The organism is Acidovorax sp. NPDC077693, assembly GCF_044542805.1.
Taxonomy (GTDB): domain Bacteria; phylum Pseudomonadota; class Gammaproteobacteria; order Burkholderiales; family Burkholderiaceae_C; genus Acidovorax.
In genome coordinates this window covers 339,161-362,715 of the sequence record NZ_JBITVD010000002.1, presented here as the reverse complement: position 1 = coordinate 362,715, position 23,555 = coordinate 339,161, and the positions used below count along the sequence as shown (strand labels likewise).

Genomic DNA, 23,555 nt, shown 5'->3' with positions numbered 1-23,555 from the left:
GCCGATGTAGGCGGAAGCCGTCATTCTTGTGGCAAGTCAGGCACACACCGGGACGCACCGGGGGGCAGGCTTCCAGGAAAATAAAAAAGGCCACGCGCCGGCGCGGCGACGGCTGCGCTCCAGGCGTGGGCCTGCCTGGGTCACCCTGCAATCAGGGCTCTGCTCGGCCCGGGCGCAGCATGGGCTCGTTCCGCAAGAGCCCGATATAGCCGCGAAGTGCGCTACAACCAGCAGCGATGAACCCAGAGCCGTCAAGCTGCCTGCTGCGCGCTGCCCGCCAGATGGATGCGCCCCTTGCCACCGCGCTTGGCCTGAAGCATCGCTTCGTCGGCCTCGGCCACCAGCACTTCAGCCTCGGTGCGGCCTTTGGACAGGGCGACGCCGATGCTCATCCCCAGGTTGACCTGCAACCGTTCACCCAGCGCGATCGGCGCATCGACAGTCTGCATGAGCCGCTCGAGGATGGCGTGCCATTCGTTGCCCGACAGCGGCGCGAGCAGCAGGACAAACTCATCGCCCCCGATCCGCGCCGCGGTGTCCGTCGCGCGGATGCTGGCGGTGATCCGTGCGGCGATCGCCACGAGCAGCTTGTCCCCCGCCTCATGCCCGTGCTGGTCGTTCACTTCCTTGAAGCCGTCCAGGTCGATGAAGCACACAGCCACCTCGTGCCCGAACCGCTGCGCGCCGGCCAGGGCCTGCTGCATGCGGTCCAGCAGCAGCAGCCGGTTGGGCAACTGCGTGAGCGCGTCGTGAAAGGCCACGTGGGTGATCTGTTCGTGCGCGCGTTTGGCTTCGGTGATGTCCACCGCCATCCAGAACGATTCGGTGTCGGACAGCTGGACGCCGTTGAGATCCACCCAGATCACGTCGCCGTGCTTTTTCTTCAGGCGCACGTCGTCCCGGTAGTTGTCTCCCCTGCGCAGGTCCAGCAGGGTCTCTTGCGCCAGCGCATGGCGATCGCCGTCTTCCGCACACAGAATGTCGATGGCGGCGCCGGTCAGTTCACCGTCTTCGTAGCCCAGCATTTTTTCGAAGGCCCGGTTTTTCCAGCGGACCTTGCCATGGTGGAACTTGACCATGCCGACCACATCGCTGTTGAGCATGGCCGACTGCTCGCGCAACAGCGACTCCACACGCTGCTGCGCTTCACGCTGGGCCGTGATGTCCACCGCCACCGTGCGGCTCATCAGGAAGTTGCCATCGGCATCCCTTACGGCGGTGGAATTGATGCACAGGTGGCGCTGCGGGGCGTTGGCGGGCGAGATGCAGACCTCGATCTCGGGTGCGTGGAGCTGCAGGGCCAGGGCGATGAAATGGTCCCGAAACTGCGGGCGGGTCACCGCGTCCAGCAGCCCCACGAACTTCGCGTCGGACGGTAAATCTCCCCCCAGCCATGCCTTGGCAGTGGCGTTCAGGTGGACGAAGCGCCCGTCCGCGTCCAGCGAAAAGTATCCGCAGGGTGCGTGGTCATACAGGTCCTGGATGCGCGCCGAGGACTCTTCCAGGCTTTGGAGCAGGCGTTTCTTGTCGGTGATGTCCCTGGCCGAGCCGAAGATCAGCAGGTGTCCGTCGATGTCGACGGCGCGCCAGTGCAGGTCCACATCGATGATGCTGCCGTCGGAGCGCACATGCTGGACCTCCACACGCTGCCTGTCCCCATCCCGGATCTTGGCCAGCCAGGCATCGATCCGGGCCTCGTTCTGGTTCGCGTCCCAGCTCGACACATGCTGGCCTTGCAGCTTGTCCCGGGACGAGCCGTGCATTTCGGCGAATGAGTCGCTCAATTCGACCAGGCGCCCCGCGCGGTCCAGGATGTGGATGCCGTCTCCCGCCACGCGCAGCAGCGTCTGCGTCTGCCGGCCTTGGGCTTGCAACGCAGCCACTGCGCGGAGAGCGCGGCTGCCGAATCGGTAGACGGCGATGGTCGCCGCGCAGCTCAGTGCCCACGCCAAGCCTGCCAGGAGCGACACTACCAGCATCTCGCCGCGCCATTGGCTCCACCGATTGGAGTTGTCCAGTCCGGCAATCGCGAGCAGGGGCCAGCCGTCCACCTGGCGGTAGGCGAAGGTGCGGCTGATGCCGTCGACTTTCGAGGTCGCCAGGTAGCTGCCGGCCGACGGCTTGCTGCGCAGCGAGTCCTGCAGTTCCTGCGCGACGTCCCGGCTGCCCACCGCCGCCGCACCGCGGCCCCGCGGGGATTGCAATGCCACCAGCTTCAGGTCGTTGGTTCTGAGCGAAATGCCGTCGGAATCGGCCAGCTCGTACCGTTTGAAGATTTGTTCGAAGTGCTCGGTATGGATGCTGGCGTACAGCACGCCCCGGAACTTGCCGTCCCATGCCATGGGGCGGGCCACGACGATGACCGGGTGGCCCGACACTCGCGAGATCACGGGGTCGGAGACGACCGCCTTGTCGGAGCTGGAATCCCTGGCGAAAAAGAAGAAGTCCCGGTCGGTGATGTCGGGTGGAGAGGTGCTGTCGATGAGGTTGCCCCACCGGACGAGACCGTTTTCATCCGCCACCCGAAACCCCTCCACCCCTGCCAGCACCCGGTGCTTGGCCGCCAGGTGGTCGTTGATGTCCTGCACGGTGGCGCCCGCGTCGAAGCCAGCCCGTTGCAGATCGCCCATGGTGATCTTCAGCACCGTGTCCACCACGCCCAGTTCCGACTGCAGGCTGGCACTGGCGATGGCGACGAACCGCTCGGCTGCAGCACGCGCCCGGTCTTCATGCGCTTGCCGGGAAGAGGACAGAACGGAAAGCACCAGACCTGCCAGCACTGCGCCGAGCAAGAGATTGCCCCCGACCAGCAGCGCGCCGAGCTTTCGGCGTTGTTGTTCGGCCTGACTCGCTGGCGTGATGGAGTTCAAGGGCATGGGGAATGTTACCCACACGGTCATCGCCGAGCGGCGGGTTTACCCTGAAAATTGCGGGGCCGAAGTGCTCTCGCCGGCCCGATAGCCCCCCGCAATGCTGGGCGCTCACCAAGGCGGTGGTGTCAGGCTGGACCGAGCCGGGCGCGCCTGGATCTTTTTAAAGCTTGCACGATTCCAGCCAGCGGGTGAACACGTGCTGCGCGGCCTGTTCCAGCGCCCCACCCACCTTCAGCGCATCGGCGCGAATGCGGTGGGGCGCAACTCCCGCCTGCCGCAGCTCGCTGCTGTGGCCCACCAGCCATTGCTCGATGCGGCGAGGGTCTGCCTCCAGGTGGAATTGCAGCGCCAGCACAGCCGTGCCCAGGGTGAAGGCCTGCTCCTTGCACAGGGCGGTGCTGGCGAGAAGTTGCGCATGCCGGGGCAACTCAAAATGGTCGCCGTGCCAGTGCAGCACAGGGATGCCTGCCAGCGGGGCCAGCACGGACAGCTCCGGTGCAGTCCCCGACGACAGGGTCAACGGGCTGAAGCCTATCTCAGGGTACCCCATGGGCTGTACCCGGGCACCCGCAATCCTTGCAATGAGCTGTGCACCCAGGCAGATGCCCAGCAAGGGCTTGCCGCTGGCCAGTCGCCGCTCCAGCAGGCGCAGTTCCGCCGTCAGAAAAGGAAAGCGGTCCTCATCGACCGCACTCACCGGGCCGCCCAGCGCGACGACGAGTGCCGGTGTGGTGGGGTCGATGGCTTGCAGGTCGTCCAACGCAGGGTCAACATAGCGCACCTCGTAGCCGCGCCTGCGCAGCAGGGGCTCCAGGGTGCCCAGGTCTTCGAAGTGGACATGGCGCAAGGCCAGCACCATGGGGCGTTCGGTTTTCATGATGCTTCGGCCCTTGAAGCCTGCCGCCTTGGCGCCGTGGCAGGCGGTGCTGCCGGGCGGTCCATGCAGGCGATGGGCAGTGCGGCCATCACGTGCAGTGCTCCAGCTCGATGATGGCGAAGCCGTGCTGCGCGATCTCCTGCTCTACCGCTGGGTGGGCGGACTCGGTATGGCAGAAGTTGCACTTCTCGGCTTTCAGCGCGGTGGCTTCAAGGCCCCTGGCCGCCAGATAGGTGCGGCCATACTGCAGGACGCGCTCTTCATCGGTCAGGTTGCCAGGTACCAGGATGTCGAAGTGCATGCGCCGCCCGTCGGGGCGCTGCACGTAGGTGTCGTAGACTGAAATTTGCATGGGGTCGTCCGGGGTGTCGCGGCAATGAATCACAGGCTTGCAACCGATGGGCACGCAGCCTGCGTGCCCTCGCGGTCGCTGTCTGCCCGTCTTACTTGTTCGTCTTGCCGGGTAGGGACAGGTCGCCCGACGCGGTCTTGAACACATCGACGACGCACAGCAGCGGGCTGTGCACGCTGGCATTCACGCGCAGCGCGGCCGTCACGCCGTCGAAGCTGGCTGCGTTGACGGCACCGATGTCGTCAAAAGGCACGCGCACCTCCAGCGTGCCGCCGGAGAAGGTGGGGCTCCAGCCGGGGCTGTCGATCAGGATGGGCAGCCCGGGCCACGTCTTGGGGACACGGGGCTTGCTGCCCTGCGGAATGTCCACTACCTTGAGCGCACCTTTGCCGCACGCCTCGTCGGGCTGCAGTACCACCCAGTGCGAATGCCACACGCCACCGTCGTTGCCGGTGCGGCCATCGCCGTTCTCGTCGAAGAGCGGGGTGTCGTCGAAGTCGGGGTGGGAAGTCACGGCAAATGCCAGGATGCCGCTGCCGGGCTCAAACCCTACCGATGCGGGGTCGAGCGTGGTGGGCCACACATAGGAGAACACGCTGCTGCCAGCCAGCTTGCCCGTTCTGGTCGGCTTGCTCGCGCCGGCTTTGCCAGACACGTGCATGTGAAAGATCGCCACATTTCCGTCGGTGGTGATCTTGGTGTGGACGATGTCGTAGGGCGCTTTGACGGTGGCCGAAGGCGCGCTCTGGATGCCGCCGCTATGGGCCTTGCCCCTGTGTGAGGTGCCGTGTGCCACGGCGACAGAGGCCAGTGTGGCGCAGGCCAGGGCCAGGGTGGCGCGCTGAATGGAATGGTGCAGTGTCATGGGGTCCTCGCCTTGCAGTGGTCATGCTGATTGCATGGATGCAAGTGTTCCCCGCAGCGCCTTGGCGATGGGCGCCATTCGTGTTTTTAAGATATCCAATCGTCCAGGCAGGCCGTTCTCAGGCCCATCCCAGCGCGATAGCGCAGGGCGAACCGGCCATTCAGCCTTGTGAGTGGGCCCGGGTGAGCTTCGCCAGCGCCGTGTACAGCATCTCCGGCGTGCAGGGCTTGGGCAGCACCTCGAACCCCAGGCCGCGGATGCTGTCCAGCTGCTCGGCATACCCCGTCATCAGCAGCAGCTGCTGCCGCGGCCAGGTCTGGCGGATGTACTGGGCCAGGCCCACCCCATCCATGTCGCCCGGCATGACCACGTCGGACAGCACGATGTCCGGCTGGTCGCCGCGCTCCAGCAGTTGCCGGGCCTTGGCCGTGCGGTCCACATGCGTCACGCGGCAACCGAGCGATTCGAGGATGGGCACCAGCGATGCGGCGACCTCTTCGTTGTCTTCCACCATCAGCACGGTCTTGCCCAGCGGTGCGAGCGTGGGGTGGGACGCCGAGGCCTGCTGCACCTGTGGCGCGGCTGCGGGCAGCAGCAGGCGCACCCGTGTGCCCACGCCCAGCTCGCTGGAGATCTCTGCCCGCCCGTTCAGGCGCTGGCACATGCCGTACACCTGGCTCAGGCCCAGGCCGGTGCCCTCGCCGACGGCCTTGGTCGTGAAGAAGGGCTCGAAGACCTTGCTGATCAGCTCCGGCGCGATGCCTGTGCCCGAGTCCTGCACGTCGATGAGCACCATGTCCGTGGGCGTGCTGGTGCCTGCTTCTGCGGCGGTCGCATTGCGCGCCATGATCGACAGCGATCCGCCCTTGGGCATGGCGTCCCGCGCGTTGATGGCCAGGTTCAGCAGCGCCAGTTCCAGTTCCGCCAGGTCCAGGGTGACCGGTGCGGTGGCGGCATCCACCTGGACATCCAGCTGGATCTGGCTTCCCACCGCCGGGCTGACCAGGTCCTTGATGGACGGCAGCTTCTCCTGCAGCACCACGTGTTCTGCCACCAGCGGCTGGCGGCGCGAGAAGGCCAGCAGTTGCCGTGTGAGGTTGGTGGCTGACTTGACCGCCCGTGCGATGGAGTCCACTTGCTTCGTCGCCACGCCCGGTGCCGCGCGCCTGATAAGGTGCAGGTTGTTGCTCACCACCATCAGCGCGTTGTTGAAGTCGTGCGCCACGCCGCCGGTGAGCCGGCCCAGCGCCTCCAGCTTCTGGGCCTGCAGCAGGGCCTCCTCGGCGCGGTGGCGGGTTTCGATTTCCTTCTCCAGGCTCTCCATGGTCTGCAGCGCGGTCCGGGCGTTGCGCAGCGCGAGGGTGGCCGTCAGGAAAAGTGCCGCCACGGGCAGCGCGCCCATGGCGAACAGCGTCCCCAGCTCGGTCAGCACGTCATTGCGCAGCGCAATCAGGCTCATGCCCGTGCCCACGTAGAGGGGGTAGTTGTTGACCCTGCGGTAGGCCAGGAAACTGTCTTCCCCGTTGACCGATGAAATGCCCCGCAGCTGCGCAGACTCCTCGCCCGTGCGCAGGTGCGTGAGCACCGGGCCTTGCGGCGACAGCCGGTCCGGCGCACCAGCGATGTCCGGCCACCGGGTGTAGATTTCCCCGCCTTCCCGAAACAGATTGACCGCCAGGCCCGGGTCGTCGGCCACCAGGTCGCTGTAGTAGCCGCGGAAGTAGGACGTCAGCAGGGTGACGTTGATGACCCCGGCGAACCGGCCCTCGTGGTCGTAAAAGCCGGTGCTGAGGTTGAGCACCGGTTCTTTCGTCGTGCGCGTCACGAGGGGCTTGGACAGGTAGGAGCCCTTGAAGCCCTGTTGATGGACCTTGAAGTACTCGCCGTCGGACAGGTCCGTGACCGGGAACGGCAGCAGGCGGCTGCTGGCGACGGTCTTGCCTTGGGCGTCCAGGATCAGAATGGATTGGATCTGGGGCTGGTCCACGGTTCTGGCCCGCAGCGCCTCGTGCAAGGCGGTTTCGTTGCTGCGCAGTTCAGCCGGGTTTCTGCCGCTGACCAGCACCAGCACCTTGTCCTGCAGCGCTTCCGACGCCGCGATCACCTTGGAGGCATGCTCATGGGCGACCCGCAGCGAGCGGCTCACGCGCGCGGCGGCGTCGTCGCGGGCGCCCACGTACCGCACCGCGCCCACCACCAGATAGATGAACAGGGGGACTGCAATGCTCAGCATGACCAGCAGGCGCAGCCAACGGACCGAGTCGCCCCGTTGGCGGGGAGCGTGGGGGGCTGCGGCGGGGCTGTCCGGCATGTTCCGTCCTTGCAATCACGGTTCGGTGGTGGCGGGGGTGCCGGGGCTCGGCACGCAAACCTGCAGTGTGGATTACAACCGATTCTTACTGGCAGGTAGGTGGCGCTGGCGTCTCTTGGGAAGGGTGGGCTCCTTGGAGCGCGGGAAAGCGGGGACCTGAGCCGGTTCATTCCCTGACCGCCCTCCAGCGCCGCCGCCTACAAGCCCGCAATGGGGCCGTACACAAGATGAATGTGGCTTTGGAGCAGCACACCGCGCGTCCCAGGGCCTTCCACCACGCAACAAGGCCCCGCAATGATCAAAGACACCCGTGCTGCAGGCACCTCGGCAGCTGCCGCAGCCAGAAACACCGACAGCGGCCCGTCCGCTCTCGGTCCCCCCGCCGATGCGCATTCCGCCAAGGCTGGCGAGACCCATGACATGGCGGCAGCCATGCCCTACAACCTGGGCAAGGCGGCCGAACACGGCTTTCAGAACGGCGTGAATCCCCCGGCGGGCACCACGGTAGAGGCACCGTCCCGCCTGCCGCTGGGCAGCACCTTGTCGGAGGCCAACAGCACCGAGAAGACAGGCACCGTGGCGCCCGAAGGTGTGAACGCCACCATCGCCCCCCTGGACAGGGTGCGGGTGGACTCCACCGGGCAGGTGCTCACCACCAACCAGGGCGTGCCGATTGCGGACAACCAGAACTCGCTCAAATATGGTGAGCGTGGCCCGGCCTTGCTGGAGGACTTCATCCTCCGCGAGAAGATCACCCACTTCGACCACGAGCGCATTCCCGAGCGCATCGTGCATGCACGCGGCTCTGGCGCCCACGGTTTTTTTGAATGCTACGAGCCGTTGACCGAACTCACCCGGGCCGCACCGTTCAAGGAGGCGGGCAAGATCACCCCGGTGTTCGTGCGCTTTTCGACGGTGCAGGGCGAGCGCGGTTCCAAGGACACGGCGCGCGATGTGCGCGGCTTTGCCGTCAAGTTCTACACCGACGAAGGCAACTGGGACCTGGTGGGCAACAACATGCCGGTGTTCTTCATCCAGGACGCGATGAAGTTCCCCGACCTGGTGCACGCCGTCAAGCCCGAGCCCCATCACCAGATGCCGCAGGCTGCAAGCGCGCACGACACCTTCTGGGACTTCGTCTCGCTGATGCCGGAGTCCACCCACATGCTGATGTGGGTGATGTCGGACCGCGCCATTCCGCGCAGCTACGCCACGATGCAGGGCTTCGGCGTGCACACCTTCCGGTTCGTCAATGCAGCGGGCGAGTCGGTGTTCGTGAAGTTCCACTGGAACCCCAAGGCCGGCACGCATTCGCTGGTGTGGGACGAGGCGGTCAAGATATCCGGCGCAGACCCAGATTTCCATCGCCGCGACCTCTGGGAGCGCATCGAGGCCGGTGCCTATCCGGAATATGAGCTGGGCGTGCAGATGTTCACCGAAGAGCAGGCAGACAGTTTCAGCTTCGACATCCTGGACGCCACCAAGATCATCCCGGAAGAGCTGGTGCCCGTGCGCCGCATCGGCCGCATGGTGCTCAACCGCAACCCGGACAACTTCTTCGCCGAGACGGAGCAGGTGGCCTTCTGTGCGGCGCACGTGGTGCCGGGCATCGATTTTTCCAACGACCCGCTGCTGGCAGGGCGTATCCATTCGTACATCGACACGCAGATATCGCGGCTGGGCGGGCCCAACTTCCACGAGTTGCCCATCAACGCCCCGGTCGCGCCCGTGCACAACAACCAGCGCGACGGCATGCACCGGCAGGCCATTCACCGCGGAAAGGTCTCCTACGAGCCCAATTCCCTTGCGGGAGGCTGCCCCTTCCAGGCGGGTGCGGCGCAGGGCTTCGTGTCGGTGCCCGCACGCATCGAGGCCAAGGAAGCACAAGGCAAGGTCCGCGCCAAGCCCGAGAAGTTCGCCGACCACTACACGCAGGCCCGGCTGTTCCTGGAGAGCCAGACGCCCGTTGAGAAAGCACACATCGCTGCCGCTTTCCGCTTCGAGTTGAGCAAGGTGACGGTACCGGCAGTGCGGGAGCGCATGGTGGCATCGCTGCTGAATGTGTCCGAGGAATTGGGCCACGAGGTGGCCGCCGGGCTGGGCATGGAGCCTTTGCCCCCACCCATGCAGCGCGCGCTCGCCAAGCCGCCCAAGCCCGAGGTGGCCCGATCGGACGCGTTGTCACTGCTGGCCCGTCCGGGTGACGGCAGCCTGATGGGCCGCAAGGTGGCCATCCTGGTGGCTGATGGCGTGGTGGGGCAGAGCGCGGTGGATCTCCAAGCCGCGCTGTTCGCGCAAGGGGCGGTCGGCCGCTTCGTGGCGCCGCGCATCGGGCCGGTGAAAACGGCCGACAAGGTGGCCATCAACGCCGATGCGTCGCTGGAGAACGAGCCCGGCTTCCTGTTCGATGCATTGGCCCTGCCCGACGGCGATGCGGGGGTGAAGGCGCTGTCCGCGGACGGCCACACCATGGAATGCCTCAAGGACCAGTTCCGCCACGGCAAGACCATTCTGGTCATGCCGGCGTCTTCGGCGCTGATGCTCAAGGCGCAGATTCCGTCCACGCTCCCATCGGGAGACGCGGACCCAGGGATCGTGTTCGGTGCAGGGTCTCGGGAGTTCGAGCTGTTCATCGAGGGCATTGCCCGCCACCGCCATCCGGAGCGGGAGACGGACCCGCCGCTGGTCTGAGCGAGGGCTGCCACAGCGACGGCCCCCGCTGGTGGGGCCCGTCGCAAGTGGCAATTCGCAATTCGCTATTCGCAAGTGCCAGGTCGCAGTCGCCGCAGGCCGCGGCTCAAGCCGGTGCGAGCAAGGCCCGGGAGGGAACTCCAGCGATCGCACGCGTTGACCCCGCGTGCCCGAACGCGGTGCTTGCCGAGTCTTCCAGTTGGAAGGTGCGCACCGCCTCGGTCAGTTGCTGCGCCTGCATCTCCAGGCTCTTGGCAGCAGCGGCGCTTTGCTCCACCAGCGCTGCGTTCTGCTGCGTGGCATGGTCCATCTGATTGACGGCCTGGCCGATCTGGGAAATGCCTGTGCTCTGCTCGGAACTGGCCGAGCTGATCTCGCCGACGATGTCCGTCACGCGCTTGATCGCCCCCACGACCTCGACCATGGTCTGCCCGGCCTGGTCCACCAGACCGGTACCCACGGACACCTTTTCCACGCTCTCATTGATCAGGGCCTTGATCTCCTTGGCGGCGCTGGCGCTGCGCTGCGCGAGGTTGCGCACCTCGGTGGCCACCACCGCGAAGCCGCGGCCCTGCTCTCCAGCCCGCGCGGCTTCCACCGCGGCGTTGAGCGCCAGGATGTTGGTCTGGAAGGCGATGCCATCGATCACACCGATGATGTCCGAGATCTTGCGCGAGCTGTCATTGATGTCCCGCATGGTGGTGACCACTTTGGAGACCACCTCGCCGCCCCGTGTGGCCACGGCGGATGCGCTGATGGCCAGCTGATCGGCCATCTTGGCGTTCTCGGCGTTGTTGCGGATCGTGGAGGTGAACTCCTCCATCGTGGCTGCAGTCTGCTGCAGCGCGCTGGCCTGCTCTTCGGTGCGCTGGCTCAGGTCTGCATTGCCCATGGCGATTTCGCTGGTGCCGGTGGAGATGGAGTCGGTGGCGCCCCGCACCTTGCTCACGATGCTGGCCAGGTTCTGCTGCATGGCGCTCAGCGATGCCAGCACGCTTCCGTCCGGCGCCGCGCTGGCCCCGGCAATGCTCGACAGGTTGCCGCCCGCCACCTTGCTGGCGGCACTGCTCAGTGCATCGGGTTCCGCACCCAGGGCCCTGAGCACGCCGCGGGTGATCGCCACCCCGCAGGCAGTCGCGATCACGGTGGCCAGCAGCGCGAGGCCGATCAGAAACCGCCGTTGGAACTCGAAGTCGGCCTCGGAGGAGTCCACCAGTTGCTGGGAGCGGTCATCGGTCGTTTTTTGGTATTCGCTGGTCTTGGCGATCAGGGCGGCGAGCAGCGGCCGGCATTCATCATTGATTTTCGCAATGGCCTCGTCCTTTTTGTCGGCCATGGCCAAATCGACGATGGACAGGGCCACGGGACCGTACGACTGCTCGATCTTCGCGAGGTCGGCGACCAGCGCCTTGACGTTGGCCGGAATGCCCGGGCCCTCTACGGCCTGCTGGAGCAGGCCCAGGCGCTTCTGGACGTCTTCATGGGCTTTGGTGACGGCGGCTTTTTCGGCATCGCGCTCTGCGGGCTTGGTGGCCAGCACCAGGTTTCGCGCTGCCACCGCGCGCCGGTCCACAGCGCTTCGAATCTCCTGGGCCAGGTGGGCCCGTGCGTTGATGCCGGTCACAAAATCATGGAACTGCACCTTGGCGCTGCTCATGTCCTTGATGGCGACCGCAGACAGCAACACGATCAGCACCACCATCAGCCCGAACGAAAGCCCCAGTTTGGCCCGCATCGTCATATTCCGAACTACCATTTTTCCTCCCGCAATGACTTGATCTATGTCATGGTCCGGCCGGATGTAACACTTTGTCAATAGAAAATGGCTATGTCGATAGTGCGTGTTGATGCGGTGCCGAAATGCACGTAGAGCCCCGTATAGACGGCGCTGGAAGACGGAGTTAGTAAGCGCACGCTGCGAGCGCGCAGCAACATCCCGGTGGCTATGGGAGTGAAAACCAGCTCCGGCGCTCGAACCGCCTCAGTTGTTGCTATCAATTCAGGAATTTTCACGGTGCAGCCGTGCTGCTGCGATCGCATCCCCGAAAATCGCGGCAGCGGGCGTCGCTGTCCGGCTCAGGCAGCCTTCTTTTGCGCAGCAGCCTTTTTTGCGGGCGCTGCCTTCGCCGCGGTCTTTCGGACAGGGTTTTTGGGGGGGGACTTCGCGCCGGATTTGCCGCCGCCTTTGAGGCTGCGCTGGAGCAGCGCGGTGAGGTCGATCACTTCGCCGGACTTTGGCGCTTCCTCTTGCGGCTCCAGCACGGTCTTGCCTTCGCCGGCCTTGGCTTTCTTGTCCACCAGCTTCATCACCTGCAGGCGGAACTCGTCCTTGAAATCCTCAGGGTCCCAGGGGCCGGACATTTCCTCCACCAGCTGCCTGGCCATCTTGAGCTCGGCCGCGCTCACACCGTTCTTGCCGGAGGCGGGCAGGTCCAGCGAGTCCAGGGTCTTGACCTCGTCACCCCAGCGCAGAAGGTTCAGCACCAGCGCCGGCCCCGAAGGCACCAGTGCCGCCAGGTGCTGCTTGGTCGCGATGACGACCTTGGCCAAGCCGATCTTTCCGGTCGCCACCAGGGTCTCGCGCAAGAGCGCGTAGACCTTGTCGCTCTTGTTGATGGGCGCCACGTAGTAGGGGCGCTCCAGGAAGATGAAGGGCATCTCGTTGGCACTGATGAACCGCTGGATCTCGATGGTCTGCGTGGTCTTGGGAAACACCGCCTCGATTTCCTCGGGGCTGATGATCACGTACTTGCCGTCCTCGTACTCCACGCCCTTGACGATGTTGTCCTTGTCGATCTCCTTGCCCGTGCGCTTGTTGATGCGCTTGTAGCCCACCGGGTCCATGGACCGCTTGTCCAGCCAATCGAAATCCACCCCTTGCTCGCTGGAAGCGGTGTGCAGTCCGACAGGGATATGGACAAGGCCGAAGGTGATGGCGCCTTTCCAGAGGGTGCGACTTCCAGTGGCCATGGTGTGATCTCTCCGCACGGGGAACCCGGGTGGTACCAGTCTGCGGCGTGGCACCGTTGTGGGGTGTAGGTGTTTGCTTACCTGATCGGTAGGCCTCGGCATGGTCACGCCTTGGGTGCCCGGCCCCTATGCTTGCGGTATGCCAACCACACTGCGCCATATCTCCATCCATGTGGAAGAAACTTCGCCAAGCGCCTTTTACTGGGTGCTGAACGAGCGCGAGGACGGTGACCGCTGGAACGAGATCGCGAAATCGGACTCAGCGGCGCGCAGCTACAAGGACGCGATGGCCAAAGGATTGGCCGCGCTGCAAGCCCTGGTCGAAGACTTGGACGTGGGTCCACGCCGGCCCGGCAGATTGCGCAGCGACAGCGCCTGGGAGCCTGCCAAGCGCCGGCAGGCCCCGCCGGAAGAGGTCGTGCCAAGCAAGCCGAAAGAGTCCGACAGCCCTGCGCCATTCGGGTTCGGCCCGGCCGTTTGACCTGTCAAAGCGGCCACGACGCCCCCCGCACGGCAAGGCTGCAGGCGCGCCGCGCCAGGGTCGGCCTTCACGCCCGAAGGCGCCAGCGGGCCAGTTCGCTGCCCACCGCAGAGTTCAGTGTCTCCAGGTCGAACGGCTTCTTCAGCACGGATTGCACGCCCACCAGCCGTTCCACCTCGGCCATGTCCGCATAGCCCGTGGCCATCAGCACCGGAATTTCGGGGTAGAGCTGGCGGGCCGCCGCGATGAACTCGGCACCATTCATGCCGGGCATCAGGTAGTCCGCCATGAGCAGGTCGGGCATGCGGCGCTGCAACTCTCGCAGGCCGCTTTCGCCATCGCTGGCCTCGCGCACGCTGTAGTTCAGCAATCGCAGCCCTTCGGTGATGCCCCGCCTGACGGCATCGTCGTCTTCCACCACCAGCACCTCGGTGCGCCTGGAGGGGTTGGCGGCACCGCCCGGCGCGGCTGCGGCGTCCGGCGCGCTCTGCACCGCCGGAGTCGCCTGAGCGAACTGCAGCGTGACCGTGGTGCCTTCGCCCTCGCGGCTGTGGATCTCGGCGCTGCCGCCCGACTGGGTGGCAAAGCCATACACCTGGCTCAGTCCCAGCCCGGTCCCCTCGCCGTCGGCCTTGGTGGTGAAAAACGGATCGAACACCTTGGACTGCAGTGCTTCCGGAATCCCGCAGCCCGTGTCCTGCACGCTGATCTGCACCCGCTGTACACCGTCGTTGCCGGGGACCAGCCTGGTGCGGATGGTCAGGTGGCCACCGTCGGGCATCGCGTCGCGCGAGTTGACGGCCATGTTGAGCAGCGCCATTTCCAGCTGCGCACCGTCGAACAACGCCCACGCCTCGTCCTCGCACAAATCCATGTGCACCTGTACCTTGGAACCCACCGATACTTCGATCAGCTCCCGCAAGTTGCCGACCATCGTGTTGACCTCGTGCAACTTCGGCAAGAGGCTTTGCGCGCGTGAGAAGGACAGGAGCTGCGCGGTCAGTCTTGCTCCCCGGTCCACGGATTCCTTGGCACGGCGCGCGTAGTCGGCCAGCCGTTTCTCGTCGGCCAGCCGCATGATGAACTGCAGGTTCATGCTCACGGCGTGCAGCAGGTTGTTGAAGTCGTGGGCGATCCCCCCCGTGAGCCGGCCGATGGCCTCCAGCTTCTGGCTTTGCACGACTTTGGACTGGATGCGTTCCCGGTCGGCGATTTCGCGCATGAGGCGGTCATTGGCCCCAGCCAGATCGCTGGTGCGCGCGGCGATGCGGCTTTCCAGGTCTGCATTGAGCTGCTCCACGGTCTGCTTGGCAGATTCGATATCGGTCAGGTGCCGGCGCGAGGCGTATTGCCGTGCCCGCGCCCGAAAGGCCGAGCGCGCCGCACTGAGCAGCGTGTCGGGGTTGACCGGTCGCTCCAGGATCACCAGGTTGCCCAGCTCCTGCAAGGACAGCGCCGCACGTGCGGATCGGCGCACCGGCTGGCGCGTGGCCAGCACCACGAATGGAAAGTCCGACCATGCAGGCTGCTGCGCCAGATAGTTGCGCAGCGACTCATCAAGGCCGCCTGCCAGCACCTCTTCCGTGAGAACGGCGGTGGACGCCCCGGCTTCCAGCTCGGTCAGCAGCGTTGCCGCATCGTTGCAGATCAGGCATTGCAGCGCATCGCGGCGCAGCACCGACTCGATCACCTGTGCGTCGCGACCGTGCGGCGCAAGGATTAGCACGCGACCTTCCATGCGATTCCCTTGTGTTTTCTATCGGGCCGGCACGGCAGTGTCCGAGTCGCCCAGCAGGGCATATGTGCCCGCATAGGCTTCGGTGCCGGCCAGTATTCCGTGAAAGTCGGCCAGCGGCTTGCCGATTTCCACACCATCCGGGCCCAGGCGGAATTCGCGGATGCTGGTCTCGTGCCGCATGGTGCGGCTTTTCACCACCGAGATCGCCTTGAGCAGGTTGCCGCGCGCTTCAAAGAAGCGGTACTGCACCATCGCATCGCTCAGATAGCTCAGGTCCACGTCCGTGCGCATCTCGCCCACCACGCCGTGCAGGGACAGAATGATCAGGGTCACCACACCCCGCAGGTTCAGGTACGCCAGCAGCTCGTGCATCTGCAGCTGCAGGTACTGCCCGCCGGGCATGGCCTGCATGTACGAGTTCAGGCTGTCGATCACCACCATGGTGACGCCGTCCTTTTCCACGGCGTCCCGCACGGCGTGCGCAAACTGGCCGGGAGACACTTCTGCCGGGTCGAACGAGCGGATCAACAGCTGGCCCGACGCGATGAAGGGTTCGATGTCCAGACCCAGGAAGCGCGAGCGCACCCGGAGCGTGTTCAGGCCTTCGTCGAACAGGTAGTACGCCACCTTTTCGCCGCGCCGCATCGCGGCCACCGCGCAACTGGTGGCCGTGGTGGTCTTGCCCACCCCGGCAGGGCCGGCCAGCAGCAGATTGCTGCCGGGCGCCAAGCCGCCGCCCAGGAGTTCATCGAGCCCCGGGGTGCCGGTGGAGATGGGCTGGGTGTCGAAATCGCTGCCATGTTCGCCCGCCACCAGCCGTGGGAAGACCAGCAGCCCGCCCCGGTTCAGGTCGAAGTCATGGTCGCCGCTCCTGAACTTCACGCCGCGCAGCTTGACCACGCGCAGTCTGCGTTTGTCCGAGCCGTAGGCGTTCACGTTCTGATTGAGGTGAATCACGCCATGGGCGATGCTGTGCAGTTGCTGGTCGCCTTCACCGACGGACTTGTCGTCCAGCATCAGCACCGTGCAGCCCAGTTGGGCGAAGAAGCGCTTGAGTGCAAGGATCTGGCGCCGGTACCGCAGCGCACTTTGGGCCAGCAGGCGCAGCTCCGACAGGCTGTCGAACACCACCCGGTGGGGCTTGAGCTCTCCCACCAGCCGCATCACATCGCGCGTGGTTTCGCCCAGCTCGAACTCCGAGGGGTGAAGAATGGTCTGCTCGGCGTCCTCGCTGAGCCCTTCGTCGCTGACGAGGTCGTAGACCTCGATGCCGTCCAGGGACCAGCCGTGGGAATGGGCTACCTGGGCGAGTTCTTCCGAAGTCTCCGACAGGGTGACGTAGAGTCCCCGCTCACCCTGGGCACGTCCCGACAACAGAAACTGCAGCGCCAGGGTGGTCTTGCCAGTGCCGGGGCTGCCCTCCACCAGATAAAGGTGCCGCTCTGGAAGGCCGCCGTTCAGGATATTGTCCAGCCCCGCGATTCCAGTGGGTGCCAGGCCTTCGGGCGAGGAGGGGGCGCTTGAACTGTTTGACAAACCTGGATCCTTTCGATGGTGCAGCGGACTTTGCAACACGCAATCGCTGCTTCACCCATGGTGGCCTTTGTGTGTTCCGGCCAAGCCACTTCCGCCTGGCTGTGCCGACAGAGGCAAAACCTATACGCGGTCGGCCAATCCCAGGGGAGTCCGCCGCCACACGTCGACCGGAGCCATCAAGGCTGCAATGCTCCAGGCCACCAGGGGTGTGAATTCATTTTCGGATGTTAGGGGAGGTTTGCCGGTCAGCCTATGGCGAATGCTGGAGGGCGCCAGCTCCTACAGGTAGCTGTCCGGTCAGACAGCTACCGGCAGGTCGTTCGACGCGGCGTTTTTGAGAGGGGGCTACGGTGCCGCCCACGGGACGGGTGTGTCGTCACGCGGCCACCAGTTGCTGCTGCAGCGGCGGCGAAGACCGCGCGGCGCGCACAAATTCGGGCAGAAAGGTGCGGCGCGTGCCGTTCGCAAACTCCACTGTCACAGCGTGCGAATTGGCTTCGACCACCTGGCCTGCGCCATAGCGGCGCGCACGCACCGCCTGGCCGCTGGTGAAGCTGGGTTTGGCGGTGACGGGCGGGCGGACCTCGATGGGGCGCTCCGGCATGGCCACGGCAGGTGCGAGGTGTTTCAACGCCGCCATGCGCCGGCAGTTGTCGCACCGGCCGCAGCCGTCGAACGGGGGCTCCTCACCCAGGGCGGACAGCACGGCGTGCCAGCGGCATCGCCCGCCCTGGGCGTAGGCCACCATCGCCTCGAGCGTCTCTCCGTCCTGCTCGCGCCTGCGCCGGTAGCCGCACAGCAGCTTTTCCAGGGCATCGCCGCTCAGCTCTCGTGCCACGCCAAAGCGCCCGGAGCGGTCGCGCCGCACGACCTTGTGGCTGCGCAGCAGGCTCAAACCCACCAAGGTCTTGGCCCGCGGCCGTGCGACAGCGTCGACGATGGCGTCGGCCGTCCAACCGCCTTCCGGTGCTGCCTGGTGCAGCAGCGTGTGCACCGCCTGCAGGTCGTCCAGCGTCGGGTAGCGGCCGGACATGAAGAACTGCTGCAGCGACCGGTCCTGCCGTACGTACAGCAGCGTGCATTGCGAGTCGTTCCCGTCGCGGCCCGCGCGGCCTGCCTCCTGGTAGTAGGTGTCCACGCTCGCGGGCATCTGGTAGTGCAGCACGAACCGGATGTCGGGCTTGTCGATGCCCAGGCCGAAAGCGTTGGTGGCCACCATCACACGCACCTTGCCGTCCATGAAGGCGTCCTGCGCCTCGGCGCGCCGGGCCGGGGGCAGCTTGCCGTGGTACAGGCCCACGCTTTCACCCGCCGCCGCCAGCTTGTCGTACAGCTCTTGGGCGCTCTTGACCGTTGATGCGTACACCACCCCGGTGCCCTCGGTGGCAGCGATGTATTGCAGCGCGCGCGGCAGCCGATCTGCCGACCGTGACAGCTGCTCCACGGCGAGCTGAAGGTTCGGGCGGTAGGCACCGGCCTGAATGATGTTGCCGGACGCGATGCCGAACTGCGCCACGATTTCCTTCATCACCGCGGGCTTGGCGGTGGCGGTCAGCGCGAGCACAGCCGGCCGGCCCAGCGCCCGGACGGCGGGCGCAATCTCCAGAAACGCAGGCCGGAAGTCATGGCCCCATTGGGAAATGCAGTGCGCCTCGTCCACCACCAGCAGGCTCACCGTGTGCCGCGCCAGTGCGGCGGTGAGCGAAGGGTCGGCCATCTGTTCGGGCGTGGTCAGCACGATGCGGGCGCTGCCGTCGTCAATGGCTGCACGCGCGGCGCTCAGTTCCTCGGCGGAGATGGCGCTGTTGACCTGCACCGCCGCCACCCCCAGGCCCCGCAGCGTGTCGCATTGGTCTTTCATCAAGGCCACCAGGGGGGACACCACGACCGTGATGCCGGGCAGCAGCACCGCAGGCAACTGGTAGCACAGCGACTTGCCCGCACCGGTGGGCATCACTGCCAGGGTGCTGGCCCCTTGCAGCACGCGCTGCACCACGTCCCATTGCCCGGGCCGCAGGCGCTTGAGCCCGAAAACCTTCTTCAAGGTCTTTTGAATGTTGGCAGGTACCGGGGCCGGAATGGGCGTGGCGCCAGCCACGGCGGAGGCTTGGGATGTGGTGGTCATCGTCGAAGTGGATCTGTGGAGGCCGGACAACACGGCATTTCAGGGTTGCGGGCGGCGTAAAGGCATGGCCGATGGGCAGGGGTAAATGGCGCAGGCGCGCGTCTTAAGCTGTGTGGGGGGAAGCACGCTGCGATGGCGCGGCAGCGCCATGCAGCACCCGCACAAATTCACGTGTGGCTTCCAGGCCCGCGGGTGTCCAGTGCAGCGCAGGCGACAGGGCTTGCTGCAGCAGCTCGCGCTGCGCTTCACCTTGCAGCGATGGATACCGCTCACGAAAGATCGCAAGGTCGGCATCGAGCGACGCGTCGCTGGGCCCCTGCGCACCGCCCCGGGCTTGCCGCAGCCTTTCAGCAACCCGAAAGCTCATCAGGCGGCGGGGTCCTGCCGCCGCTTGCGCGCCATCCGCAGCCGCCGCACCCGCCGTTTCAAACGCCGCGCCGTCGGCGCTGTCGGTGCCCCGGATCCAGTCGTGGATGACCTGCAGCTCATAGCCAGAAAACACGCCGAACATTTCCGCGCGCTCGCCTTGCAGCAGCTTCCAGAATCGGCTCTCGTCCACCGGCCGGTTCCTCTTGATCCAGCCGTTGCGCTCAAGCGCTGCCAGGAAAGTTGACATCTCCTCGGGAACCGACAGCCAGTCGTTCACGCTGCGGCCCTCCACTTTGCAAAAGTCCGAATGTGCGCCGTTGCCGGCCGGGGACTTGTGCGCCATGATGCGGACCACTTCGGCCTCGATGTCGAAGCCCTGGATCACATCCATGGTGCTCACGCCAAGGTTGCCCAGCTTGGCGCCGGCCCGCACCCGCTGCCAGTATTCGCCGCCGTCAGGCATGCGGGGGGCGGCCTCCAGCGCTGCCTGGCAGGCGCGGCGCGCGTGCCCGGTGTCGGCGTTGTCGACGGTGACGTGCAGCGTGAAGTAATACGGGTCGATGCCCAGCTCGTTGAGCTCGTACGATGTGATGAGCAGGTGCAGCGGCAACTGCTCGTACGCCAGGTTGAAGCCGATGACTTCGGGCAGGAAGTCCTGCGCGTTCCATCCCAGCGCCAACTGGATCAGCCCTTGCTCATACAGCGCATCGGGCAGGCCATCGACCGGGTCCAGCCCGTAGCGTGACAGCAGGTTGCGGTAGAGCGTCACATGGTTTTTGTCCGGCTCCCCGTTGCCCAGCTCTTCGAGGTAGGTCGTGACCAGGTTGGACAGGCGCGGGTTGGCTGCGTGGGCACACAGGCCGTAGAGCCACGCACCGTCGACCAGTTTGGTGGGGGATACCTGCCGCAGAAAGTACAGCGCATGCGCGCGGTTGCCGAAGTAACGCCGCGGGGCACCTTCCTTGCGCGATTGCAGGTAGGACTGGTACTGGGTGTGAACGCGCTCCACGTTGGAGGTCATCCAGGTGGTGAGGTCGGCAGGGTCGGCGGGCAGGTCATCCACGTGCGTACCGGTGCGCTCCAGCGCTCCTGCCAGCATCTCTGCCGATTGCGCGATGTCATTGGCGGACGGAATGCCATCGGCAAGCCGGCCATACAGGTGCTGGAAAGAACGTCCTTCGTCGTTGCAGCAGTTGCTGGGAGTCCGAGCCCACGGCGCAGCCATCGGGAGGTCGGGACGATCGGAGAGTTCCTTCAGGATGGCAGACATGGAATGTGCGTGAGAGTGAGAAGTCTCCAGCATCGCGCCCGCCGATAACCGGTGGCATCGGGCCATACGCCATCACCGCGTGGGCACTCTCCTACGGCGGCGGCACGGCGCAAGGCACAGCGCACTCAGCCCAGCCATCCCAGGCGCTGCAGCCGCTCCCACTCGCCGCCCAGCTCCAGGCGCTCCCCGATGTCTCGGCGGTATCGGAGGTTGGGTACCACCACGCCCTGTGCCACCCGCAGTGCCTGCGCATTGGCGCGACCTGGCGTGTCGCCGATGCCGGTGGCCACGCCCATATAGCCCGTGGTACCGCTCGTCACCAGATGGCCGCCGTGCAGAGCGACCTCTGCAAAGTGCAGCGCCGCGCGATCATCCCGGGACAGCGTGCTGCGCAGGTGGATGGGCAGGCCCCTGGACAGCTCGGCGTATCCGTGGCGATAGGGGAAGGGCGGCACCGTCAGCACCACGCCCGCAGCGAACCCCGGGTGGGTGCGAAAGTGCAGTGCGCTTCGCTGGACCATGGCGGAAAAGATGGTCTCCCACGGGTCTGCGTGCAGCGCCTCGCAGATCGCAAAACCCGGGTATCCGAAACGGCTGGTGAACTCCAGCGGCCACAGCCCGCTTTCGTTGGCGATCAGGTTGACGTTGATGTACCCGCAGTAGCCGCCATCCCTAAGCACGGGGGCCAAGGGGGCCAGCACCGTGTCGAACAGCCGCTGCGACCGCTGGTAGGACACGATGGTGCCCATCTCGCCCGTCAGTTCCCCAAGGTCGCCCGGAAAGAACCGCTTGTGTTCGAAATCGATGCACGCGGGGCTCAGGAAAGCGTGTCCGTTGAAGTACCCACCTACGCCCACCTCCACGCCCTCCAGATATTCCATGAGCACAAAATCATCCCGATCCTGGCCATTGCCTTGGGGGCTGGCCGAAGCGGCTGTCGCGCTCGACCGGGCGTAGTGCGCCAGCAGCGCGATCACGTCCAGGCCGTCCGGTGCCACCCCGACATAGTTGCGCGTGCGCACGGCGTCGGCGCCGTTGAGCTTGAGCACATAGCGGGCGGGCCGCTCGTGGATGAAGGCGATCGCGGTGGCATGGTCGGCAAACCGGTGGCTGGCCGCCGTGTGCAGGCCGATGGATCGCAGCACGGCCTGGCCGAACTCCCGGTCGGCCTCCAGCCGGTCGCCGAACGCGCTGCCGCCGATGGCGTGGAATCCCTCTCGGCGCAACGCGTCCTGCGTGGCGCCGTCGCTGGCAGACTCGAAAAGTGCGATCCCGTCGTCGCCCGCCTCCCGAAGCCAGCCCAGCTCCTGTTGCCAATCGTCGGTGCGATCCAGCAGGCCCGCAAACACATCGTGATAGTCCGGGTCGCGCACGAACACCCGCACGTCGTGGCCCCGTTGCGCCAGGCCGAGGTACATCGCGGCCAGGTCATGGGTGTCCCCGATGCCGAGGAACCTCATGGCTTGTGCACCACCACGCCCACGGCAGCGATGCGGTCCACCTCCGCGTACGCGGGGTTTTGCAGCTCCTCGCCGAAGACGTCCGGGTCGAGTTCCTCGTAGGTCCAGTTGCACGCCTGCGCGGCAAGCTCCGACGCGATGGCTTCGCCCAGATGATCCACCCCGTGCGAGATGGATGAACCCGTGTACAGAACCAGGCGGCCCCCCGGCGCCAGCCGAGGACAGCCCTCGCGCAGGATGCGGATGGACAGCGCTTCACCCCATCGGCCGCCACCGTGGCGGTACAGCCTTTGGGCGCCATCGTTCAGGTAGGGCGGGTTGGCCACGATGAAGTCGAAATCACCCTCGACGCTGCTGAACAGGTCTCCCTGGCGGAAGGTAGTGCCGGGCACGCCGGCCAGTTCAGCGCTGGCTTGCGCGAACCGCAGTGCCAGGGGGCTGATGTCCGCCAGCACCAGGTGGGCAGGCGCTGGGCGGTCATGGGTTGCAGCCACCAGGCCACCGGCACCGGATCCACAGCCCATGTCGAGCACGCGGGATCCGCCATGCAAAGGGGCCATAGTGAGCTGGCGCCGGATCAGCGCGGCAAAGCGGTAAGTGTCCGGACCGAAGAACACGGACTCGTTGTGAAGCGTCGGAAACGCAGAGTGGGGAAAGATGAGGTCCCCCAGCGTGGAGAACCGCACGGTGGCGCGCAGCAGGTGTGCTCCCCACTCCTGCACCAGTGCCGCGCGCTGGAGGTGGGTGACCACCTCGGGTGGCAACAGCGTCGGCGCAAAAGGCAGGTTCCACCCGAAGACGTCCCTCGGATCGTGTGCCGTCGCATCAGCGCGGCGGCCCAGCACCACCGCATGCGTCGCGGGCGTGGGCGTCACGAACCGATAGTTCACGGACTGCAACCAGCGGCCGATGTCCACCAGCGCAGCGGGTTCAACCGGGTTCATGGCGGTGCACCCAGGTGCTCAGCTCAGCGGCCGCTGGCGAACCCGATCTCTATGCCCTCGGGAGCCTCGCCGGTCTCGGTCAGCGCAAAGTTCAACAGCGCGACATCCGTGGCCATGGCGTTGCGCCGGCCATCGCCGCCGATGCGGAAATGCGCAGTCGGGCTGTTGGCCAACTGGAGTGTGGAGGCAAACGCATGGGACGGGAGGATCAGCGTGCCGATGGCTGCGTTGTCGACCAGCTCGAACGACGGCAGCATCACATCGTCCGACTCCGCGAACCCGATCTTGAGGAACGTGCGGAAGGTGCCCGCACGCATGCCGGACAGCTCGATGAAGCCACTGGCCAGGGGAATGGTGAAGCCCTCGGCATTGAAGGTGTCGATGCCGGAGAGCACGGCCGCACGCACGTGCTTGACCTTGGTGACGACATAGCCATCCCAGTCCGGCTGGTGGGTCTGAGCCCTTTGGAGATTCGATCCCCACTGGTGGGGGAGAGATGTGGTCATGGTGGCCTCTAGAAGGCGGTAGGCGCCTCGCAGCTAAGTCAATGGATGAAACGATGCTCGCGGGCACACCTGCGCGGGTCTGTAGGAACATGCCTATACCTCTGACAGCCAGTCTCGCCAGGGCCTGGGCTGAAGGCGCGCGGCGCCCCGGTGACCTTCGCGGGTGTGGGCATGCGGAGCGGGGGGC

The 23,555-nt window shown here is 65.9% G+C and carries 17 protein-coding genes; 2 read left to right on the top strand and 15 right to left on the bottom strand.

Features of this window, described 5'->3' with window-relative positions; translation table 11 throughout:
- Positions 1-251 precede the first annotated feature (251 nt).
- The 5 genes from ACIGHN_RS03770 to ACIGHN_RS03750 all read right to left on the bottom strand — a co-directional run bounded on the left by ACIGHN_RS03770 (position 252) and on the right by ACIGHN_RS03750 (position 7,278).
- Positions 252-2,876 (bottom strand): diguanylate cyclase domain-containing protein, encoded by a 2,625-nt coding sequence (locus ACIGHN_RS03770; protein WP_396503321.1) that lies wholly within the window; start codon positions 2,874-2,876, stop codon positions 252-254.
- A gap of 157 nt (positions 2,877-3,033) precedes the next feature.
- The gene (locus ACIGHN_RS03765; RefSeq protein WP_056417274.1) at positions 3,034-3,750 is read right to left on the bottom strand and encodes a glutamine amidotransferase; all 717 of its coding nucleotides are present in this window, start codon (positions 3,748-3,750) and stop codon (positions 3,034-3,036) included.
- Between the two features lie 88 nt (positions 3,751-3,838).
- Entirely contained in the window at positions 3,839-4,102 is a 264-nt protein-coding gene (locus ACIGHN_RS03760; RefSeq protein WP_396503320.1) for a DUF2024 family protein, read from the bottom strand.
- A 91-nt stretch (positions 4,103-4,193) separates the two neighbouring features.
- Positions 4,194-4,967, bottom strand: coding sequence for a hypothetical protein (locus ACIGHN_RS03755; RefSeq protein WP_396503319.1), 774 nt, complete (start codon positions 4,965-4,967; stop codon positions 4,194-4,196).
- 160 nt (positions 4,968-5,127) lie between these two features.
- Positions 5,128-7,278 (bottom strand): ATP-binding protein, encoded by a 2,151-nt coding sequence (locus tag ACIGHN_RS03750; RefSeq protein ID WP_396503318.1) that lies wholly within the window; start codon positions 7,276-7,278, stop codon positions 5,128-5,130.
- Between the two features lie 294 nt (positions 7,279-7,572).
- Here ACIGHN_RS03750 and ACIGHN_RS03745 point away from each other — a divergent pair, with 294 nt between their 5' ends.
- On the top strand, positions 7,573-9,969 hold the full coding sequence (locus ACIGHN_RS03745; RefSeq protein ID WP_396503317.1) for a catalase: 2,397 nt from the start codon (positions 7,573-7,575) through the stop codon (positions 9,967-9,969).
- Between the two features lie 106 nt (positions 9,970-10,075).
- On the opposite strand, the gene ACIGHN_RS03740 is transcribed toward ACIGHN_RS03745, so the two are convergent.
- From ACIGHN_RS03740 to ACIGHN_RS03730, 3 genes are all read right to left on the bottom strand, one after another.
- Entirely contained in the window at positions 10,076-11,704 is a 1,629-nt protein-coding gene (locus ACIGHN_RS03740) for a methyl-accepting chemotaxis protein (RefSeq protein ID WP_396503316.1), read from the bottom strand.
- A 77-nt stretch (positions 11,705-11,781) separates the two neighbouring features.
- Positions 11,782-11,982 carry a hypothetical protein gene (locus tag ACIGHN_RS03735; protein WP_396503315.1) on the bottom strand — a complete coding sequence of 67 codons (201 nt, stop codon included), beginning with the start codon at positions 11,980-11,982 and terminating at the stop codon, positions 11,782-11,784.
- A 63-nt stretch (positions 11,983-12,045) separates the two neighbouring features.
- Positions 12,046-12,939, bottom strand: a complete 894-nt coding sequence (locus ACIGHN_RS03730) for a Ku protein (RefSeq protein WP_396503314.1) — start codon at positions 12,937-12,939, stop codon at positions 12,046-12,048.
- A gap of 139 nt (positions 12,940-13,078) precedes the next feature.
- Between ACIGHN_RS03730 and ACIGHN_RS03725 the strand changes: the two genes are divergently transcribed.
- Entirely contained in the window at positions 13,079-13,420 is a 342-nt protein-coding gene (locus ACIGHN_RS03725; protein ID WP_396503313.1) for a hypothetical protein, read from the top strand.
- Between the two features lie 67 nt (positions 13,421-13,487).
- Here ACIGHN_RS03725 and ACIGHN_RS03720 read toward each other — a convergent pair whose 3' ends face one another.
- From ACIGHN_RS03720 to ACIGHN_RS03690, 7 genes are all read right to left on the bottom strand, one after another.
- Complete coding sequence (locus ACIGHN_RS03720; RefSeq protein ID WP_396503312.1) at positions 13,488-15,158, bottom strand: ATP-binding protein; 1,671 nt, start codon at positions 15,156-15,158, stop codon at positions 13,488-13,490.
- A gap of 18 nt (positions 15,159-15,176) precedes the next feature.
- Positions 15,177-16,694, bottom strand: coding sequence for an ATPase domain-containing protein (locus ACIGHN_RS03715; RefSeq protein WP_396503311.1), 1,518 nt, complete (start codon positions 16,692-16,694; stop codon positions 15,177-15,179).
- Between the two features lie 376 nt (positions 16,695-17,070).
- On the bottom strand, positions 17,071-18,819 hold the full coding sequence (locus ACIGHN_RS03710; protein ID WP_396503310.1) for a RecQ family ATP-dependent DNA helicase: 1,749 nt from the start codon (positions 18,817-18,819) through the stop codon (positions 17,071-17,073).
- 103 nt (positions 18,820-18,922) lie between these two features.
- Complete coding sequence (locus ACIGHN_RS03705) at positions 18,923-20,287, bottom strand: iron-containing redox enzyme family protein (RefSeq protein WP_396503372.1); 1,365 nt, start codon at positions 20,285-20,287, stop codon at positions 18,923-18,925.
- A gap of 296 nt (positions 20,288-20,583) precedes the next feature.
- Complete coding sequence (locus ACIGHN_RS03700; RefSeq protein ID WP_396503309.1) at positions 20,584-21,918, bottom strand: phosphoribosylamine--glycine ligase; 1,335 nt, start codon at positions 21,916-21,918, stop codon at positions 20,584-20,586.
- Positions 21,915-22,862: a methyltransferase gene (locus tag ACIGHN_RS03695; protein ID WP_396503308.1), complete on the bottom strand. Its 948-nt coding sequence runs from the start codon at positions 22,860-22,862 to the stop codon at positions 21,915-21,917. The genes ACIGHN_RS03700 and ACIGHN_RS03695 overlap by 4 nt, the downstream gene beginning before the upstream one ends.
- Positions 22,863-22,885: 23 nt before the next feature.
- Positions 22,886-23,368 (bottom strand): hypothetical protein, encoded by a 483-nt coding sequence (locus tag ACIGHN_RS03690; protein ID WP_056417307.1) that lies wholly within the window; start codon positions 23,366-23,368, stop codon positions 22,886-22,888.
- Positions 23,369-23,555 lie beyond the last annotated feature (187 nt).

What these genes read in the sequence shown, in the direction of transcription:
- ACIGHN_RS03710 (WP_396503310.1), bottom strand. Translation starts at nt 18,819, where the DNA reads ATGACCACCACATCCCAAGCCTCCGCCGTGGCTGGCGCCACGCCCATT.
- ACIGHN_RS03705 (WP_396503372.1), bottom strand. Translation starts at nt 20,287, where the DNA reads ATGCTGGCAGGAGCGCTGGAGCGCACCGGTACGCACGTGGATGACCTG.
- ACIGHN_RS03730 (WP_396503314.1), bottom strand. Translation starts at nt 12,939, where the DNA reads ATGGCCACTGGAAGTCGCACCCTCTGGAAAGGCGCCATCACCTTCGGC.
- ACIGHN_RS03755 (WP_396503319.1), bottom strand. Translation starts at nt 4,967, where the DNA reads ATGACACTGCACCATTCCATTCAGCGCGCCACCCTGGCCCTGGCCTGC.
- ACIGHN_RS03765 (WP_056417274.1), bottom strand. Translation starts at nt 3,750, where the DNA reads ATGAAAACCGAACGCCCCATGGTGCTGGCCTTGCGCCATGTCCACTTC.
- ACIGHN_RS03750 (WP_396503318.1), bottom strand. Translation starts at nt 7,278, where the DNA reads ATGCCGGACAGCCCCGCCGCAGCCCCCCACGCTCCCCGCCAACGGGGC.
- ACIGHN_RS03770 (WP_396503321.1), bottom strand. Translation starts at nt 2,876, where the DNA reads ATGCCCTTGAACTCCATCACGCCAGCGAGTCAGGCCGAACAACAACGC.
- ACIGHN_RS03720 (WP_396503312.1), bottom strand. Translation starts at nt 15,158, where the DNA reads ATGGAAGGTCGCGTGCTAATCCTTGCGCCGCACGGTCGCGACGCACAG.
- ACIGHN_RS03725 (WP_396503313.1), top strand. Translation starts at nt 13,079, where the DNA reads ATGCCAACCACACTGCGCCATATCTCCATCCATGTGGAAGAAACTTCG.
- ACIGHN_RS03690 (WP_056417307.1), bottom strand. Translation starts at nt 23,368, where the DNA reads ATGACCACATCTCTCCCCCACCAGTGGGGATCGAATCTCCAAAGGGCT.
- ACIGHN_RS03700 (WP_396503309.1), bottom strand. Translation starts at nt 21,918, where the DNA reads ATGAGGTTCCTCGGCATCGGGGACACCCATGACCTGGCCGCGATGTAC.
- ACIGHN_RS03740 (WP_396503316.1), bottom strand. Translation starts at nt 11,704, where the DNA reads ATGCGGGCCAAACTGGGGCTTTCGTTCGGGCTGATGGTGGTGCTGATC.
- ACIGHN_RS03695 (WP_396503308.1), bottom strand. Translation starts at nt 22,862, where the DNA reads ATGAACCCGGTTGAACCCGCTGCGCTGGTGGACATCGGCCGCTGGTTG.
- ACIGHN_RS03745 (WP_396503317.1), top strand. Translation starts at nt 7,573, where the DNA reads ATGATCAAAGACACCCGTGCTGCAGGCACCTCGGCAGCTGCCGCAGCC.
- ACIGHN_RS03760 (WP_396503320.1), bottom strand. Translation starts at nt 4,102, where the DNA reads ATGCAAATTTCAGTCTACGACACCTACGTGCAGCGCCCCGACGGGCGG.